The sequence below is a fragment of the Microbacterium schleiferi genome, from assembly GCF_020781975.1.
GTDB lineage: Bacteria > Actinomycetota > Actinomycetes > Actinomycetales > Microbacteriaceae > Microbacterium.
Genome location: NZ_JAJGNI010000001.1, coordinates 137106 through 154109 on the forward strand (window position 1 = coordinate 137106; position 17004 = coordinate 154109).

24 protein-coding genes and 1 tRNA gene are annotated in these 17004 nt (G+C 67.0%); 21 read left to right on the top strand and 4 right to left on the bottom strand.

What is annotated here, in order from left to right:
- Positions 1-6: 6 nt before the first annotated feature.
- The 3 genes from mscL to LL236_RS00780 are packed head-to-tail and all read right to left on the bottom strand — an operon-like array spanning position 7 to position 1406.
- Entirely contained in the window at positions 7-435 is a 429-nt protein-coding gene (mscL, locus tag LL236_RS00770; RefSeq protein WP_228176897.1) for a large conductance mechanosensitive channel protein MscL, read from the bottom strand.
- 23 nt (positions 436-458) lie between these two features.
- Positions 459-782, bottom strand: coding sequence for an FmdB family zinc ribbon protein (locus tag LL236_RS00775; protein WP_228176898.1), 324 nt, complete (start codon positions 780-782; stop codon positions 459-461).
- Between the two features lie 27 nt (positions 783-809).
- Positions 810-1406 (bottom strand): 5-formyltetrahydrofolate cyclo-ligase, encoded by a 597-nt coding sequence (locus LL236_RS00780; protein WP_228176899.1) that lies wholly within the window; start codon positions 1404-1406, stop codon positions 810-812.
- A gap of 117 nt (positions 1407-1523) precedes the next feature.
- Here LL236_RS00780 and galU point away from each other — a divergent pair, with 117 nt between their 5' ends.
- The 10 genes from galU to LL236_RS00830 all read left to right on the top strand — a co-directional run bounded on the left by galU (position 1524) and on the right by LL236_RS00830 (position 8090).
- Positions 1524-2411 carry a UTP--glucose-1-phosphate uridylyltransferase GalU gene (gene galU, locus LL236_RS00785; protein ID WP_228176900.1) on the top strand — a complete coding sequence of 296 codons (888 nt, stop codon included), beginning with the start codon at positions 1524-1526 and terminating at the stop codon, positions 2409-2411.
- Positions 2412-2435: 24 nt separating this feature from the next.
- Positions 2436-3065, top strand: coding sequence for a GNAT family N-acetyltransferase (locus LL236_RS00790; protein WP_228176901.1), 630 nt, complete (start codon positions 2436-2438; stop codon positions 3063-3065).
- 84 nt (positions 3066-3149) lie between these two features.
- A complete protein-coding gene (locus LL236_RS00795; protein WP_228176902.1) occupies positions 3150-4100 on the top strand; it encodes a large exoprotein in 951 nt (316 codons plus the stop codon).
- A gap of 54 nt (positions 4101-4154) precedes the next feature.
- Positions 4155-4227: transfer RNA gene (locus LL236_RS00800), tRNA-Ala, on the top strand.
- 114 nt (positions 4228-4341) lie between these two features.
- Positions 4342-4620: a hypothetical protein gene (locus tag LL236_RS00805; RefSeq protein WP_228176903.1), complete on the top strand. Its 279-nt coding sequence runs from the start codon at positions 4342-4344 to the stop codon at positions 4618-4620.
- The gene (locus LL236_RS00810; RefSeq protein ID WP_228176904.1) at positions 4617-5924 is read left to right on the top strand and encodes a tyrosine-type recombinase/integrase; all 1308 of its coding nucleotides are present in this window, start codon (positions 4617-4619) and stop codon (positions 5922-5924) included. Before LL236_RS00805 ends, LL236_RS00810 begins: the two co-directional genes overlap by 4 nt.
- A 101-nt stretch (positions 5925-6025) precedes the next feature.
- Positions 6026-6331 carry a hypothetical protein gene (locus LL236_RS00815; protein WP_228176905.1) on the top strand — a complete coding sequence of 102 codons (306 nt, stop codon included), beginning with the start codon at positions 6026-6028 and terminating at the stop codon, positions 6329-6331.
- Positions 6332-6509: 178 nt separating this feature from the next.
- Complete coding sequence (locus LL236_RS00820; RefSeq protein WP_228176906.1) at positions 6510-6713, top strand: antitoxin VbhA family protein; 204 nt, start codon at positions 6510-6512, stop codon at positions 6711-6713.
- Positions 6706-7461 (top strand): Fic/DOC family protein, encoded by a 756-nt coding sequence (locus LL236_RS00825; protein ID WP_228176907.1) that lies wholly within the window; start codon positions 6706-6708, stop codon positions 7459-7461. Before LL236_RS00820 ends, LL236_RS00825 begins: the two co-directional genes overlap by 8 nt.
- On the top strand, positions 7458-8090 hold the full coding sequence (locus LL236_RS00830; protein WP_228176908.1) for a recombinase family protein: 633 nt from the start codon (positions 7458-7460) through the stop codon (positions 8088-8090). Before LL236_RS00825 ends, LL236_RS00830 begins: the two co-directional genes overlap by 4 nt.
- 414 nt (positions 8091-8504) lie before the next feature.
- Here LL236_RS00830 and LL236_RS00835 read toward each other — a convergent pair whose 3' ends face one another.
- Positions 8505-8789 carry a hypothetical protein gene (locus LL236_RS00835; RefSeq protein ID WP_228176909.1) on the bottom strand — a complete coding sequence of 95 codons (285 nt, stop codon included), beginning with the start codon at positions 8787-8789 and terminating at the stop codon, positions 8505-8507.
- Positions 8790-8804: 15 nt separating this feature from the next.
- Between LL236_RS00835 and LL236_RS00840 the strand changes: the two genes are divergently transcribed.
- The 11 genes from LL236_RS00840 to LL236_RS00890 all read left to right on the top strand — a co-directional run bounded on the left by LL236_RS00840 (position 8805) and on the right by LL236_RS00890 (position 17001).
- Entirely contained in the window at positions 8805-9071 is a 267-nt protein-coding gene (locus LL236_RS00840) for a hypothetical protein (protein ID WP_228176910.1), read from the top strand.
- Between the two features lie 133 nt (positions 9072-9204).
- Positions 9205-9657 carry a hypothetical protein gene (locus LL236_RS00845; protein WP_228176911.1) on the top strand — a complete coding sequence of 151 codons (453 nt, stop codon included), beginning with the start codon at positions 9205-9207 and terminating at the stop codon, positions 9655-9657.
- Between the two features lie 86 nt (positions 9658-9743).
- Complete coding sequence (locus LL236_RS00850) at positions 9744-10406, top strand: DsbA family protein (RefSeq protein WP_228176912.1); 663 nt, start codon at positions 9744-9746, stop codon at positions 10404-10406.
- A 26-nt stretch (positions 10407-10432) separates the two neighbouring features.
- Positions 10433-11425 carry a flavin-containing monooxygenase gene (locus LL236_RS00855; protein ID WP_292726795.1) on the top strand — a complete coding sequence of 331 codons (993 nt, stop codon included), beginning with the start codon at positions 10433-10435 and terminating at the stop codon, positions 11423-11425.
- A gap of 13 nt (positions 11426-11438) precedes the next feature.
- Positions 11439-12158: a copper resistance CopC family protein gene (locus tag LL236_RS00860; protein WP_228176914.1), complete on the top strand. Its 720-nt coding sequence runs from the start codon at positions 11439-11441 to the stop codon at positions 12156-12158.
- Entirely contained in the window at positions 12148-12696 is a 549-nt protein-coding gene (gene lspA, locus LL236_RS00865) for a signal peptidase II (protein WP_228176915.1), read from the top strand. Before LL236_RS00860 ends, lspA begins: the two co-directional genes overlap by 11 nt.
- Entirely contained in the window at positions 12693-13028 is a 336-nt protein-coding gene (locus tag LL236_RS00870) for a DUF6804 family protein (protein WP_228176916.1), read from the top strand. Before lspA ends, LL236_RS00870 begins: the two co-directional genes overlap by 4 nt.
- Positions 13025-13624 carry a TlpA family protein disulfide reductase gene (locus LL236_RS00875; protein ID WP_228176917.1) on the top strand — a complete coding sequence of 200 codons (600 nt, stop codon included), beginning with the start codon at positions 13025-13027 and terminating at the stop codon, positions 13622-13624. The genes LL236_RS00870 and LL236_RS00875 overlap by 4 nt, the downstream gene beginning before the upstream one ends.
- Positions 13621-14388 carry a cytochrome c biogenesis CcdA family protein gene (locus LL236_RS00880; protein ID WP_228176918.1) on the top strand — a complete coding sequence of 256 codons (768 nt, stop codon included), beginning with the start codon at positions 13621-13623 and terminating at the stop codon, positions 14386-14388. The genes LL236_RS00875 and LL236_RS00880 overlap by 4 nt, the downstream gene beginning before the upstream one ends.
- Positions 14369-16063, top strand: coding sequence for a cytochrome c biogenesis protein ResB (gene resB, locus LL236_RS00885; protein ID WP_228176919.1), 1695 nt, complete (start codon positions 14369-14371; stop codon positions 16061-16063). The genes LL236_RS00880 and resB overlap by 20 nt, the downstream gene beginning before the upstream one ends.
- Positions 16060-17001 carry a cytochrome c oxidase assembly protein gene (locus LL236_RS00890; protein ID WP_228176920.1) on the top strand — a complete coding sequence of 314 codons (942 nt, stop codon included), beginning with the start codon at positions 16060-16062 and terminating at the stop codon, positions 16999-17001. The genes resB and LL236_RS00890 overlap by 4 nt, the downstream gene beginning before the upstream one ends.
- The last annotated feature ends 3 nt before the right edge of the window (positions 17002-17004 follow it).

Here is a 17004-nt window from a genome sequence, read left to right on the forward strand (position 1 = left end):
CTCGCGTCAGGGCTTCGGCGGGGTGGCGTCGTTCTGCTTCTGGAGCAGGTCGCGGATCTGGATGAGGATCTCGGCCTCGCTCGGCATCGGCTCGGGCTCGGGTGGCAGCTGCTCTCGGGCCGCGGCGCGCTCCTTGAGCTTGTTCATCGGCATGACGAAGACGAAGTAGACGACCACGGCTACCGCGAGGAAGTTGATGACCGCGCCGATGATCGCTCCGAAGGCGAAGGTCACGGTGCCGCCGCCGAGGGTCGGCACAGGCACCGCCAGCGCCTCGTTGAGACTGTCAGCGGCGAAAAACAGACCGATCAGCGGATTGATGAACGCCGACACCAGAGTGTTGACGATGCCGGTGAAGGCGGCGCCGATGACGACGGCGACCGCGAGGTCGATGACGTTGCCGCGGAGGATGAACTCCCGGAATCCCTTGATCATTGCGGTCCCTTCGTGATGGAGCGTCAGCTGGCGGCGGTCGCGGTGCTTGTCGAGGTGCTAGATCCCGACGACGAACTCGAACTCGACGACGAGCTCGAGCTGTCGGACTTCGAACCCGAGTCCTTTGAGCCGGAATCCTTCGAGCCGGACTCCTTGCCAGCGCCGGCACCCGTCCGGGAGTCGGTGCGGTAGAAGCCAGACCCGTTGAAGGTCACGCCGATCGATCCGTACTCCTTGCGAAGCGATCCACCGCACTCTGGGCACTCGGTGAGGGAGGCATCCGTGAAGGACTGCACGGCTTCGAATCGGTGGCCGCACTGGCGGCAGGCGTAGGCGTAGGTAGGCATCGGTGGTCTTTCGGTCGGTGCGAGGGATCAGGTGTGGGGAGGATGCAGGTCGACGATGCGGGTCGGCGTGACGACACCGGTGACCGGCTGATCGTGCACGTCTCGCGGGACCTCCGCGACGAGCTCATCGTCGAAGACGACGGCGTAGACGGGCGGGCACCGCTCCATCGAGCCGATGGTCTTGTCGAAGTAGCCGCGTCCCCAGCCGAGCCGCATGCCGGTCGTGTCGACGGCGGCGGCGGGAATGACCATGAGGTCTACGTCGTTCACGGCGATCGGGCCGAGGAGTTCACCGGTCGGTTCCGGCATCCCGAACAGCCCCTCGACCTCGCTGCCGTCGCGCTCGGCGACTGTCCAGTCGAGGAGCCCGTCGGCGCGGGTGATGGGGAGCAGGACCCGCAAGCCGCGGTCGATTGCGGCATTGACGAACTCGCGGGTTCCCGGCTCCGTCGTCGTCGACAGGAAGCACGAGAGGGATGTTGCGCCCAAGCGCTCCACGAGCGCATCGAGCTGGGTCCGGATCCCCTCCGCGGCGGCCTGCCGGGCGGCTTCGGAGATCGTCTGCCGACGCTCTCGGAGATCCGCGCGCATCGCACGCTTGGCATCGGCGATCGCATCAGACATGCGTAGATTCTAGGCTGCTTGCGTGCGCAGGCAGGCTTCGGCATCCGATGTCAAGGGGTGACGGCGCGTCGCGTATCCGTCACATCGCGTTCATAGCCTCTCGGTAGAGTGAGGGCCATGTCTGATCTCCCCTTCAAGGCAGTGATCCCCGCGGCGGGCCTCGGCACTCGCTTCCTTCCTGCCACCAAAGCCATGCCCAAAGAGATGCTGCCGGTCGTCGACAAGCCGGCGATCCAGTACGTCGTGGAAGAGGCCGCGACTGCCGGCATCCAGGATGTGCTGATCATCATCGGGCGCAACAAGAACAACATCGCCAACCACTTCGATTCGGTTCCCGAGCTCGAAGAGAAGCTGCGCGAAAAGGGTGACGGCAAGAAGCTCGCCGCCGTCGAGCACTCCTCAGACCTGGCCGAGGTGCACATGGTGCGCCAGGGAGAACCGAAGGGCCTCGGGCACGCGGTGCTGCGTGCGAAGTCGCACGTCGGAAACCACCCCTTCGCTGTGCTCCTGGGCGACGACCTGATTGACGAACGCGACCCGCTGCTGGTCAAGATGCTCGATGAGCACCGTCGCACCGGTGCCGCGATCGTCGCGCTCATGGAGGTCGACCCCGAGCAGATCCACCTGTACGGATGCGCGGTTGCCGCGCCCACCGATGACCCGGATGTCGTCACCGTCGGCGGCCTGGTCGAGAAGCCCGCCAAGGAAGACGCTCCCTCGAACCTTGCGATCATCGGCCGCTATGTCCTCGCGCCGACCGTGTTCGACGTGCTCGAGCACACCGAGCCGGGTAAGGGCGGCGAGATCCAGCTCACCGACGCTCTCGAAGAGCTCGCGAAGGACCCCGACGGACCCGGCGTGCGCGGCGTGATCTTCCGAGGACGCCGCTACGACACCGGCGATAAGGTTGACTACATCAAGGCCATCGTTCAGCTCGCCTCGGACCGCGAGGACCTCGGTGCCGAGCTGAAGCCCTGGTTGAAGGATTTCGCGGCGACCCTGTAGCGCCGCCCGGGCGGGAGGGGTCACGTGGATCTGACGTCACCCTTCCACCACGGCCCGGTGTCGATCCGGCTCGTGCGACCGCGGGATGCTCGCGTGCTCCAGCAGCTGTTGCTCGATAACCGTTCGTGGCTGCGCCGGTGGGAGGCGACAAGCCCCGACGGACCGGTCTCGTTCGACATGAGGCTCAGCATCCGTCGCCTGTTGCAGCAACACCGCGACGGGGCGGGTGTGCCCTACGTCATGGAGTACGACGGTACGGTCACGGGTCAGCTCAACGTCTGGGGCATAGCGCGAGGTTCTCTCGCTTCAGCGACCATCGGGTACTGGATCGCCGAGGAGTTCGCCGGCCGCAACGTGACGCCGATCTCGGTCGCCCTCGCCACCGACATCTGTTTCCGGGATCTCAACCTGCATCGGGTTGAGATCTGCATCCGTCCCGAGAACCGCGCGAGCCTGCGTGTCGTTGAGAAGCTTGGCTTCCGGTACGAGGGCTATCGGCGCCGCTACATCCACATCGACGGGGACTGGCGCGACCACTACGCCTTTGCGCTCGTTCGTGAGGACGTTCCCGAGGGTGTGCTGCGCCGGTGGGCGTCGGGGCACGTACCCCCGGATGCCGCAACAGTTCCCCCCGAAGACCGAATGCCCGTCTGAATCGAGCCGTCTCGACGCGAACCCGCACCGACACACGTCGTGGGATCCCGGGATCGTGGGCCGCCGTCGCATACCGTATGGATCATGGATGGGCAGGTACTCGGAGGCGGCGTGATCGTCGCGGTCTCCGTGCTCCTGTGGCTCGTCTATCTGGTGCCCTCCTGGTACGAGCGCCGCCAGTACGACGCTGCCGAACGTAATGCCGTCCGGTTGAACCAGGCGCTACGCGTCCTCGCTGAGACGAGCGAGACGCCCGACGAGGTTCGGCTCGAACTCACCACCCGCACGGCACAGGCCCAGCAGCGGGAGGCCAAGCGCGCGCTCGCTGAGCGCGAGCGGTTGGCGAAGCTCGCTGCCGCGGAACGTGAGCAGGCAGCGGTGGAGGAAGCCCGTTCCGAACTCGTCGCCGCGCGGTCGCTGCCTGCTGCCCGCCGCGCACGCGCTCGCCGCCGCGCGCGGCTGTTGACGACGATCGTCGGGCTTGTCGCCATCGCATTCCTCGGATGGGGTTTCTGGCTGCTCGCCACGACCGGGTCGCAGACGCTGTTGTGGTGGTCGGCCGGCATCCTCGCCGTATGCGCCGCGATGCTCGTACAGATGGCGCGCGTGTCGTCCCGTGCCGCGGTGGGCTCCCAGGTCACCGTGGAAGCTCCGGTGCGTGCTGCCCCCGCCGTACAGGACGTTGCGCTCCCCGTCTCACGCCAGTGGGCGCCGCGTGAGCTACCCAAGCCCCTCACTGCGGCATCAGGATCCCGTGCTGCGGCAACGCTCGACGGTGTGGCTGCGCGCGAGGCGCTGCGGCAGGCCGCCCGCGATGAGGCGATGCGTCAGCGGGCGGAAGCTGCTGCGCCGCCCACTATCGACCGCGCTCGCGCTGACCGGGAACGTGCCCGGCAGGCGGCATCCGCTTCTGCGCCTGCGCGCGAGACAGGTGCTTCGGCGGGACCCGATTTCGGGCGCATGGGTTACGTCGACGACGCCGAGATCGAAGCCCACGTCCGCGATCTGTTGAGCCGCCGCGCCGCCAGCGCTTAGGGGCTCCAGCGATTCAGCCCGCCGGGGCGTGCGTGATAGTGTTACTGGGTTCACGGGCCTGTGGCGCAGTTGGTAGCGCGCTTCGTTCGCAATGAAGAGGTCAGGGGTTCGAATCCCCTCAGGTCCACACCCGGAACCGCGTGATTACGCGGCATTCTTGGGCACTGGATGAGTTCAGCCCTCCAGCGGAAACCACCTGTGGGGCCCTTCTTGGGTCTCGCGGACCGCAAAGGAGCAACTCATGTCCTCTGTCCACCGTGAATACGAATCGACTGATTCGCCCTTCTTCTCCTTCTGCTCGTGCGCGCGGAACGCGGACCACGCCGCGGAAGCGGCGCCCTCCTTCGATGACGTGGCCGCGCTCTGCAGCACGTGGGGCAACGCGATCGAGCATGAAGGGTTCGACCCCGACGACTTGCGCGAGTATGTCGACCACCACGTGGCGCTGGCCGCCAGGCCGGGGGCCCTCGCTGACCCTCTGGAGGCCGCGCTTGCCTTCTCGATGGAGTCGGGCAGGTGACGCGCCGCAAGACGGGGCTGGCCCGTCGCAATCCGAACGACTTCGGCTCCGTCGAAAAGCGCGGCGAGCGCTACCGTGCACTGTTTCGTAGGGACGGCCGCACGATTCGGGCTCCACGCACTTTCACGACGCGCGATGACGCCCGCCACTGGTTGAGTGAGCAGGAACGCGCGTTGCGCGGAGGCACATGGATTGACCCGCGTCTGAGCGAGGACTCGCTCGCGGCCTACGTTGCGGCCTGGCTCTCGGACCACAGCGCCGACCTCTCGCCGCGCACAGTTGAGAACTACAGCAGGCACCTCACCAAGTGGGTGCTCCCAAGGCTCGGGAAGGAGAGACTGGGCGAGATCACGCCCGCGAAGGTGCGTTCGTGGCGGGCTGGCTGTCTGAAGGACGCCGCCGCAGCAGCCGGGGCCGGACAGGAGCAGCCCTCGGCGGTCAGCATTCGCGCCTGGGCTGTGGCGACTGGGCTGGATGTGGCACCTACTGGACGCTTGCCCCAGCACATCGTGCTCGCGTGGAATGCCGCTGGCTGTCCCACCCTTACTAAGCGAACGCGGCGCGGTACGGGCGCTGCCGCCGTCGCTGCGGCGTACGCGGTGCTGCGGACGGTTCTCGCGACGGCGGAGCGGGAGGAGTTGATTCCTCGCAATCCGTGTCGGATTCGTGGGGCTGCCACAGTGAAGTCCGCGGAGCGCAAACCCGCGACCCCTGAGCAGGTGCGTAGTCTCGCGGATGCGATGCCGGAACGCTACGCCGCAGCGGTGATCGTTGCCGCCTGGTCTGGCTTGCGTTCGGGTGAGCTCAGGGCGCTGGCTCGTCGCCATGTAGACCTGGACGCGGGCACGATCCGAGTGGAGCGAGCCATCCTGGAGCTGTCGGGGCAGAAGCCCACTTTCGGGCGGACCAAGACGGAGGGATCACGACGTGTGGTCGCGCTGCCCGAGTTCGTCATGGAGCAGTTGAGACGTCACATGGAGGCGTACGTCGGGTCATCCGAGGGCTCGCTGTTGTTCTGCACGGAAGACGGCGGCATCCTTACGCGCACGTGGCTGGGCCAGATGTTCCGGCGAGCGCAGAAGCGGGCAGGACTCGAGTCGCTCGGGCTGGCATGGCACGACTTGCGGCACACAGGGGCGTCCCTCGCGTACGCGGTGGGGTCGTCGGTGGTTGATGTTCAGCGGCGACTGGGGCATACGACAATGACCGCCGCGAACCGATACGCGCACGCTTACGCATCGTCGGACGCTGCGGTCGCGGCCCGCCTGCACGCCGCTTTCGGCCGCCAGGAGGAGGCGGCCTGATCGTCGCCCTATCGCGACCTCTGAAGATGTGTCGCCAACCTCCGTGATATGCCGTCGCGTGCCCCTAGACTCCGCGGCACATTAGTACGAAGGAGGGCAAGATGCCCCAGAATTCCGCGCGTGAAGACATCGGCCGGTCTCGACCGGCCGATGTCTTCACGCTCCCGCCCCTCACGCTGGTAGGTCTGACGATCACGGATGTCGAGGACCTCGACTGGGCCTCGTGTCAGAGTGTCGGCAAGGCCGCATGGTTCCTCGGGCAGGCCAACACTGTGCCCTGTCTGCGACACCGTGCGATCACAGAACGCCGCCACAAAGCGTCAAACTCCACACGCATGGGAACGATGCATCTGGCGGCGGAGAAAGCGGGTGCCCAGAAGCCGCTGGCAAAAATTTCACCGAGCTAAGAGGACGCCCGCCGAAAACGATCGATTCTGAGCAGTCCGAGCGACGCACGGTGCACGCCGCGAAATGTCGGGGAAGCTTCGATGCTCAAAACTCTTGTCAAAACCCCATTCTGTGCAAAACCTTCCCTATAGGTTTTTGAGCAAGTCGGGTAGACTAGAAGCAACGAGGGAGGCCACCATGAGCGTCAAGATCGCCAGCACCATTTCCGCACCCGAGCGTGAGCTGCGCGAGCGCGTCGTGGCCGACGCCGCCCACAGCTCAGCGATGGAAGGCCTCACCGCCGGCGCCGAGTACCGCGCCGACGCGGCCGCCTACGCAGCGGGGGAGTTCGACGTCGACGAGTTGGGACGCCGCACACGGGCCCGCTGGGGCCTTGCCTGATTTCGTCGACCCGTACCTCGAGCCCGCATCGGGCATCCTCCGCAACCGGCTCGGCCTGACCGACCGCGCCACGCTGGATCGTGCCGAAGCGGAACTGACCGAGTGGCGACGGGCCGAGATGATTACCCGCCCGGTGCAAGTCACCGGAGATCTCCGCCAGCTCCAGGCAATCCATCGGCAGCTCTTTCAGGACGTCTACGACTGGGCCGGCCAGTTGCGCACCGTCGACATACGCAAGGGCACCGACCCGGGCGCGGAGTTCTTCATGCCGGTGTCCCGGCTGGAGTCCGGCGCCGGGTTCGCGTTCGCGGAACTCGCGGACGAGCACCAGCTGCACGGCCTGGACCGTGACCGATTCGTGGATCGTCTGGCGCACCACTACGACCAGGTGAACTACCTGCACCCGTTCCGCGAGGGCAACGGGCGCACACAACGGATCTTCTGGACGCAGATCGCCGCCGGCGCCGGATTCGACCTCGACTGGAGCCGTGTCACCGGGGCCGAAAACGACCAGGCGTCACGTGCCGCGATGGAACGACAGGACTTCACCGAACTGCGCGGAATCTTCGACCGCATCGTGCAACCAGCCGCGGGTGGCCGGCTCACCCCGGAACGGATGGAGCAGCTGCGCGCGTTCGCCAACCTGAACAGCGTCGCGCCGGGACGCTCGGCACGGTCGACGTCGACAGGCCGCTCGCGTCGGCCGACGATGCTTGGCCGTGAAGCGGAGCAGGGGAGGGCCTTATGACCGTCGTCGGATACGCCCGAGTGTCCAAGCGTGAGCAGAACCCGAACGCCCAGAAGGCCGAGCTGCACGCGGCAGGAGCGGAGCGTGTGTTCGTCGACCACGGCGACTCCAGCCGGGTCAAGGACCGGCCGCAATGGCTCGCGTGCATGGACTACCTCCGCGCCGGCGACGTGCTGTTGGTGCGTCGCCTCGATCGGCTTGGCGGGACCGAGCGCATCCTGATCGAGACGTTGCACGAGCTGGAGGACAAGGACGTCGATATCAAGAGCCTCACTGAACCGGTGATCGACACCACGACCCCGATGGGCCGAGCCCTGTTCGGCATCGTCGCAGTATTCGCACAGCTGCGCGTGGACACGATTCGGGAGAACACTCGGCTGGGTTTGGAGTACGCACGCGCCCAGGGTCGCGTCGGTGGGAGGCCAACGGTGATGAGCGCTGAGCGGGTCGAGGTCGCTCGGCAGATGCGCGCTCAGAACCCCCCGGCGACGTGGGAAACGATCGCTAAGACCCTCCACGTCAGCTCCGCGTCCGTGCGCCGCGCTATGGCTCAGCCAGAAATGACAGCTGGTGAGCGCCAGCATGGCGCGGCTACGCTCCAGGCATCTGCTCCCTACGACCAGCAATAGACTTACTCGCGTCCAGCCGTGCCAGGGCGCGTTAGCGAACGCTGTCGTTGCGCAGCCGCACGGCGATCCACAGGCCACATCGGCGACACAGGTAGGCCGCTCCGTCGCGCAACTCATGCAGTTTGAACCGCGGCATCGTTCTGCCACAGCATGAGCACTGGGTGGCCGCGTCAACGTTCATTCGAGCTCATCGCGTCAATATCTCCTCGGTAATCGGTAGCCGGCAGTCCAAGCCCAGCCAGCCGATGCCGCGTATACGCCAGGCCGATTCAACCTCGGTTCCCTGTGGCGAACGTAATCCTGGCCAGTCAGAAGGACCGGGCGAGCCTCGAAACGGACCTGAATTGCGTCCTCAGCAGAGACCAACCATGGAAGGCTATCTCGCCCAGTCACAGCGAGCGATTTCGCGGTCTATTACAGCAGGGATCCGAGGTCCGAGCCAAGGGAGGGATAAGTGGCAGTAACGGATTTGAGTTGGCGGGTGGTGAGGCCGAGTTTGATGGCGAGGCCGAAGGTATTGATGAGTTCGGAGTAGCCGGGGCCTAGGAGGTGTGCGCCGAGGATCTGGTCCGATGCGGTGTCAATGATGATCTTCGCTGCGGCGGTGGTTTCGGCTACCCGGTAGGTGGAGTACCAGTCGCTGAAGCCGCATGCGCTACAGCCCCGGCCGGGGGCGTGCGCGCGCAACAATAGAGCCACCGACAGGAGAGAGTCGTGAAGATCCCCGAGCCCTTACGGCTGTGGTGGCACGATGGCGCCGGCGTGCGCGTGCTCCGCTACAGCAGCCGCCAATGGGCCGTCCTGGCGCTTGTGAGCCTCATCTGCACCCTCGCCAGCCTCATCCCCGTTGACAGCCCCTTGAGTCGTTCCATGCTCGCGGTCGTGCCCTATCTGCTCGTGCCCGCCGGCCTAGCCGCCACGACTTTCGCGATCGTCGCCGCGGTGCTCACGCACCGGTTCCGGCGGGCTAGCCGAAGGTGACCCTTACAGCTGTAGACCGGGGCCCGCAGTAGCTCGGGCCGAAGAGGACCGGGAAGGGACTCGGACGCCCGCTCGCCAGCAGAGATGTGGCGGCATTTGAGTGCTCTTTGGTGTGCGCTGTAGGCTGTGGGGGATGGTCTCTTCGGCCCGGATTCCGCGCTCCGCGACGCTGAACGAGCAGTGGTTGATAATGAGACTCATTACCAGCGTCGGTCTGACGTTGCTACTGATGCTCGGTCTGGCAGCAACGGCGCATTCGGAATCGAGCGAGGCGGCGTCTATTCCGCTCATGGTATCCGGGCTGATGGACCCGCACGTGGCACCGGTGGCCGACGCCCCCGCAGAGCACGAGGAAGCCGCCAGCGGCGCATGGTCCGAATCGAACGCGCTGGCCGGTGCGGCGTTGTGTGTGTTCGGTGTTCTGTGTGGCCTGACGTTCATGGTGGCCTTGCGAACGCTGTGGCGTCGACGGATATCGCCCGTTCTCAGTGAGGTGTCGCGGGTGCCTTCGCTGCTTGCTGTGCCGGCCCTGCGCGCGCATCCGGTGGTGTTGTCGTTGACGCAGTTGGGTCTTTCTCGAACCTGAACTCTGGCACGCCGCCCCGCGGGGTGGTGCTTCCCGGGCTGCGTGCCCGGGATCTTCCCTGTGCCGTGTCTTGGTTTGGAGTACCCGTGAAAACCCCTCTAAAGGTGACCCTCGTCACCGCTGCCGTCGTAGCCGTGCTGGTTGTGGCCGCGCTGATCTACGTCCTTATCGACCGCAGTCAAACCCCTGCCTCTGGGGAAGGATCCTCGCCGCCGCAGGTGTTGCGAGAAAGTTCGCATGTTCTCGATGACGGAGGCGAGGGTGCCGTCACCGTGGTGGAGTTCTTGGACTTCGAGTGTGAGGCGTGTGGCGCCTTCTACCCCATCGTGGAGGATCTGCGGCAGCAGTTCGCGGGGGAGATCACCTACGTCGTCCGGTACTTCCCGCTCCCAGGTCACTTCAACTCGAAGAACGCGGCCCTGGCCGCCGAGGCAGCGGCGCAGCAGGACCGGTTCGAGGACATGTACCACCGGTTGTTCGAGACCCAGGCGGAGTGGGGCGAGGCGCAGGAGTCGCGCGCTGACCTGTTCCGCGGCTTCGCGGAAGAGCTCGGGCTGGACATGGCCGCCTACGATGCCGCTGTGGCTGACCCGTCGACGGCAGAGCGGGTGGAGTCGGACTTCCAGGAGGGGCGTGCTCTCGGGGTGAGCAGCACTCCGACGTTCTTTGTGGACGGTGAGATCGCCGAGCTGCAGGAATGGGATGACCTCGAGAACGCCATTCAGGCCGCGGTGAACGGTGGCCGGTGATGCGGGCGCGATTGTCGCATCGACGGGTGATCATCGTCGGAGCCGGGCAGGCCGGACTCGCAGTCGCCGCCGCGTTGATCTCGGAGGGTCTGCGACCACAGCACGAGTTCGTGGTGATGGACGCGGCCGCGGCGGGGCAGCGCTCCTGGACGTCGCGGTGGCATTCGATGGAGCTGCTCAGCGACGCCCGGCACAGCGCACTGCCTCCACGCCAACTGCTGGGTGATCAACGCCGGCAGCCTCGAGCGGACGAGATGGCCGACTACCTCACCTTCGTGGAAGCCGGCCTGGGTGTGGAGACCGTTTGGAATGTCCGGGCTACCGGGGTGGAGCATCGGGGCAACGGCTCGACGCTGTTGCTGTCGACGACAGTGGGGGAGGTGCAAACCCGCAACGTGGTCTGCGCGACAGGTGCGCACACTCACCCGCGGGTCCCGGACTGGGCGGACGGGCTGATGGCGCCGGGGGTAGTGATCCATAGCAGCGAGTACTTGTATCCGAAGCAGATTCCCACCGGCGACGTGCTGATCGTCGTCGGCGGGAACAGCGGCGTGCAGCTGGCCCGCGAACTGTCTGCCTCGCACACCGTCACTCTGTCCACCCGCACTCCGCGCCAGCCTCGGCCCGCGATGAGCTACCCCGCCATGGCAGGCGAAAGCGTGCCGCTGTTCTCACGGACGCGGCGACCCGAGCCCATCTTCGGCGACAGCTACGAGCATCTGCGCCGCCGGGGCGTCACAATCGCCCCCGCAGTCGAGGCCGCGAACGGCGCCGTGGTGACCTTCGCCGATGGCACACAGGCGTCTCCCCGATCGGTGATCCTCGCCACAGGTTACGACCCCGGTGACCGTTGGCTGCCGCAACCCAACGGCTCTGCGCGGCCTCGGCGCACCATGACCGGTCTTCCCGGATTGTTCGTGGCGGGGATGCCGCGCTACGGCGGCCGTGGCTCCGACACCGTCGCCGGCGTATGGAAAGACGCGACGACGATCGCCCAGCACATCATCAACCGGCCCTGAAAGAACCATCCCGATGACCACAGAACCCGCCACCTTTCGTGCATCCTCACGCACGCTGCGCATGTCCGGCACTCTTCGGGGGCTCCGGTTGTTCTCCGCTGTAACGGGGGTGCTGATCGCTGTCGGTCTGCTGTTCGCTGCCGCACCGCCCGCGGCGGCGCATGACCAGATCGTCTCGTCCTCCCCAGAGGCCGGGGGCACCGTCAGCGAGGTCCCGGAGCAGATCTCATTGACGTTCAGCGGCGAGATCCTCACCGATTTCAGCGCGGTGATCGTCGAGGTGATCGCCCCGGACGGGCAGAACATCGCCTCCGGGGAACCAATCATCGACGGAACAACCGTCACCCAACCTGTCCAGCCGGGCCAGGCCGGCCTATTCACAGTGCGATGGCGAGTCGTCTCCAGCGACGGCCACCCCATCAGCAGCGAGCACCAGTACACGGTCGAGACCCTCACGGTTCCCACCAGCGCCCCCGCCCCCGAAGCTACCGAGGGACAGACACCCGACTCTTCTCCCACGGCCACTCCCGCCGGAGATGTGCATAACGGCCCCTCTGGTGGAGGGGAGGTCTTCCCCCTGCTCGCCGTTGTGGGCGGCGCGGTCGTGCTCGGGGGTGCCCTGATTGTCGTGCTCATGGTGGCCCGAGAGCGCCGACGCCGCGACCGGGAAGTCGCCGCCGAGTCCGGCAAGAACACCGCCACAGGGAAGGATGAGCCTGCCGATGAGTCGTGAGCAGTCCCAACGATTCGCGATCGCCTGTCTGGCCGCTGGTGTGGTCGTTCTCGTCGACCAGGCAACGAAAGCGGCCGCGCTAGGCGGAATGAGTCAGACCGAGCGCATCCCGCTGCTGGGCGACCTGCTCGGTCTGCAGCTTGCGTTCAACCCGGGAGCGATCCTCTCGCTCGGCGCTGATTTCACGGGGCTGCTCACCCTTCTCGGGGTCGGCGCGGTGGTGGTGTTGGTCGTCGCCGCGGCTCGGGCGAGGACGGAAACCTGGGCGGTGGGGATCGGACTGATCCTAGGCGGCGCGATCGGTAACGTTATCGATCGACTGTTCTCTCCGCCAGGGTTCGGGGTCGGACACGTCACCGACTTCCTCGCCTACGGGAACCTGTTCATCGGCAACCTCGCCGACGTCGCTCTCGGCGCCGGTGCCCTCGTCCTCGGCCTGAACATGTGGATCCGGCATCGCCGTGCCCGCGCGAAAGCAGCAGAGCAGGTCACCGCTCACTTGGGATCGGCGGCGGGGGCGGCGGTGACTGGACCATGATGGCGAAGCAGCGCACCCCGTCCGTGTATCAGCGCAACGCGTTCGCGCCGGGGCTGCTCGCGGCGGCGGTGTTGTTCCTCGCGCCGGTACTGATGGGCGGGGACTGGTTCACCGTTGTGCTGTTCGTCGCCGCGATCTTCGCGGTCATCGTGGGGTGGTTCGCGATCCAGGCGCGGCAGTGGTGGTGGTTGCCTGTGTTCGTCGTGATCGCCGTGATTTGGAACCCGGTGTTCCCGTTCCCGTTCACCGGCCCGGTGTGGACGGCCGCGCAGCCACTCGCGGCGGTCGTGTTCCTGGTCGCCGGTGCCCTGATCAAGGTCAAGCGGCCATGAATCCCCGTGCTGTCATCGCCGCCTCGGTACTGCTGGCCGTCGGTTTGCTCGCCGGGTGCACGTCCAGCGACTCGCTCGCGCAGCAATACAGGGACGGGAACGAGAAGGGTTTCATCGCCGGCGACTTTCAGGTCGTCGAGATCCCAGCGGGGGACCGCGGCGAGCCGGTGGTGTTCGAGGGGGTCACCGAGACGGGGGAGCGTGTGTCCAGCGACGACTACCGAGGCGCGGTGCTGGTGGTGAACTTCTGGTACGCGGCGTGTGGGCCGTGCATCGTCGAAGCGCCCATGCTCGAGGAGGTCTGGCAGGACTACCAGGATCGGGGTGTCGCGTTCCTTGGAGTGAACACCTACGACCAGCCCGCCACGGCGCTGTCCTTCGCTCAGGACAACAACGTCACCTACCCGAGCGTGATAGACGTGAACGACGGACGGGTGAAGCTCGCGTTCGCGCAGGCAACCCCGATCCAGGCCACCCCGACTACCCTCGTGATCGACCAGGAGGGGCGGGTCGCGGCGCGGATCATCGGCCAGCTGGCCGGTGCGTCGATCCTGTCCACCCTGGTCGCGGACACGCTCGCCGAGGACGCCTCGTGAACCCGGGACAGATGGTCGTCGACGGCGCCCTCTGGGTCGCGATCCCGCTCGCGATCCTCGCGGGACTGGTCTCCTTTGTTTCCCCGTGCGTGCTGCCGCTGGTGCCCGGCTACCTCGGCTACCTCGGCAGCACCACGACGACGGCCGCAAACTCCGCGATGCAGGGCGGGCGCGCGGTGACGACCGAGCGGGGCCGGCTGCTGCTGGGCGTGAGCTTGTTCATCGCCGGGTTCACAGTGGTGTTCGTCGCCGTCACGATCCTCGGCGGCACGTTCGGGTTCCTGCTGCTGCAGTACGCCAGTGTGCTCACGCGGGTTTTCGGAGTCGTCATCATCGCCCTGGGTTTGGTTTTCCTTGGGTTCGTCGGCATCGCGCAGCGCACCTTCCGGCCCCGCACCCGTGGGCGTGCAGGGCTGATCGGAGCGCCGCTGCTGGGGTTCGCGCTCGGTGTCGGCTGGACTCCGTGCATCGGCCCGACGCTCGCGGCGATCATCTCGATGTCGTGGAACCTCGGCGACCCCGCCCGCGCAGGCCTGCTCGGTCTGGCGTATTCGCTGGGCCTGGGCATCCCGTTCCTGATCCTCGCGGCCGGGTGGGGATGGGCCTCCCGATCGGTGGCGTTCCTGCGCCGCCACATTCGCGCGCTGAACATCATCGGCGGGGCCATGCTCATCGCCCTCGGCCTGCTGATGGTGACCGGGCTGTGGACGGCGCTGATGTCGCAGCTGCAACAGGTGGTGATCAATGTCCCCCTCCCGCTTTAACACCGGCACGGATGTGACGGGCGATCCGCTGCGCCCCGGCGACCATGCCGACACCGACGTCGATGACGCAACCGGAATCACCCAGCCGGCGCTAGGAATCACGGGCTGGCTGCGGTGGGCGTGGCGGCAGCTGACCAGCATGCGCACCGCACTGATCCTGCTGCTGTTTCTCGCGATCGCGGCCGTGCCTGGATCGCTGTTCCCGCAGCGAAGCGCCGACCCCAACGGCGTCATCCAGTGGGAACGGGACAACCCCGACGTGTTCCCCCTCGCGGATGCGGTCGGCCTGTTTGACGTGTACCTGTCGCCGTGGTTCTCCGCGATCTACCTGCTGCTGTTCACCTCCCTGATCGGCTGCGTGATCCCGCGCGCCAAACACCACTACAAGGCGCTGCGCTCTCGCCCACCGCGCACACCGGCACGCCTATCGCGGCTGTCGGAGTATCGGGAGTTGACCTTGCCGATAGGGGAGGGGCAGACCGACCCGGCCTCCCACGCGATCGACGTCGCGGCAGCGCAGCTGCGGAGAGCCGGATACCGGGTGGAGCGCTACGACGCCCGCGGCGCGGCGTCGGTGTCGGCCGAGCGCGGCTACCTGCGCGAGACCGGCAACCTGATCTTCCACGTCGCCCTCGTCGGCGTGCTCGTCTCCGTGGCGATCGGCGGGTCGTTCGCATATACCGGGCAGCGGGTGGTGGTGGAGGGCACCACGTTCGTGAACGCCCTCAGCGACTACTCCTCGTTCAACCCCGGCCGTTTCGTCGACGGCACCGGGCTTGCCCCCTACTCGCTCACCCTCGACGACTTCCAGGTCTCCTACCGGCTGCCCGGCACCCCCGGCGCAGGCCAAGCCGGCGACTTCTCCGCCGACATCACCATCCGCCAACCCGGGCAGGACGACCGGGCGCAGAGCGTGATCGTGAACTACCCGATCACCGTTGGAGGCGACCGCATCTACTTACTCGGCAATGGGTACGCCCCCACCCTCACCATCCGCGACGCCGCTGGCGAGGTCGTGTACAGCGAGTCGCAGCCGTTCCTGCCGCAGGACTCCAACATGACCTCGCTGGGCATCATCAAGATCCCGGACGGGCTGCCCGAACAGGTCGGGCTGGTCGGGTTCTTCTACCCCACCCAGGGGGTGTTGCCCTCCGGCGCGTTCACCTCCGTCTACCCGGACGTGGTCAATCCGGTGCTGACTCTCAACGTGTTCAGCGGGGATCTCGGCATCGACGACGGCACTCCGAGGTCGGTGTACACGCTCGAGGTCGACGGGCTCACCCAGCACACCGGCGGCGACACCGCCGCCGACTCCCTTGAGCTCACCCCCGGCGCCACCGTCGACCTGCCGAACGGGTGGGGCACCATCACCTGGGAGGAAGTCACGGCGGAGGAGCCGGTGAAGCGGTTCGCGTCGCTGCAGATCCAACGCGACCCCAGCAGCGGCTGGGTGCTCGCGTTCTCCGTGCTCGCCACCCTCGGCCTGTTCGCCGGCCTGTTCGTGCCCCGCCGCCGGCTCTGGGTGAAAGCCCGCACCACCCCGGATGGTGTGCACGTCGAGTACGCGGGACTGGCCCGAGGCGAAGACCCTGCTTTGGCGCGCGCCGTCGACGAGCTTGCGGCCCGCCACGCGCAGACCCTCGGCGTAGACCAGCCGGCGAAGGACACGCTGTGACGACCGTGTGGATCCCGGATGCCCCGCCGACCCTGGGCGGGTTTCTCACGCCGGCCCCGCTTCCGGCTCCGGTACTGCCGATTCTCGCGGGACTCCTCGCGGTCGCCTACCTGGCCGGTGCGATCCGGATGTGGGTGCGCGGCCGCGGCTGGCCGGTGTGGCGGACGGTCAGCTTCCTGCTCGGCTGCGTCGCCCTCGCCGCGGTCACCGGGCTGGCGGTGGAGAACTACGGGTACGCCCTGTTCTCGGTGTTCATGTTCCAGCAGCTCACCCTGATGATGGCGATCCCGCCGCTGCTGGTCCTCGGCTCGCCCGGCACCCTGCTGTTGCGTGCCGCCCCGCACCACGGCCCAGGTCTCCTGGTGCTGCGTGCCGCGCATGCTGGGCTGCGCAGTCGCACCGCGCGGTGGTTGCTCAGCGCGTGGCTGGCGGTGCCGCTCTACCTGGCCGCGTTCTATGGTCTGTACCTGGCGAACTTCGCCGACCCGATCCTGTCCACCGTCACCGGGCATACCCTCCTCGAGGTCGGGTTCCTGGTCGCCGGGATGCTGTTCACCATCCCGATCCTGTCCTCTGACCCGCTGCCGGTGCGGATGAGCCACGGCGGCCGCGCCCTGGACGTGTTCGCCGAAGCCGCCCTGCACGCCTTCTTCGGCGTCTTCCTGATGATGGCCACCACCACCCTCATCGACGAATTCGCCGGCCCGACGAGCGCGCTGGGCATCGACCCGATCGAAGACCAACGCCTCGCCGGCGGGCTGGCATGGTCCTACGGCGAGGCCCCCACCCTGCTGATGCTCCTGTACGTCATGCACCGCTGGTCCCGCGACGACACCGCCCAAGCAACCGCCGCCGACCGCCGCGCCGACGCGCACGGCGATCGCGAGCTCGACGCCTACAACGACTACCTCACCCGCCTCCACCAGAAAGACAGCTAACCG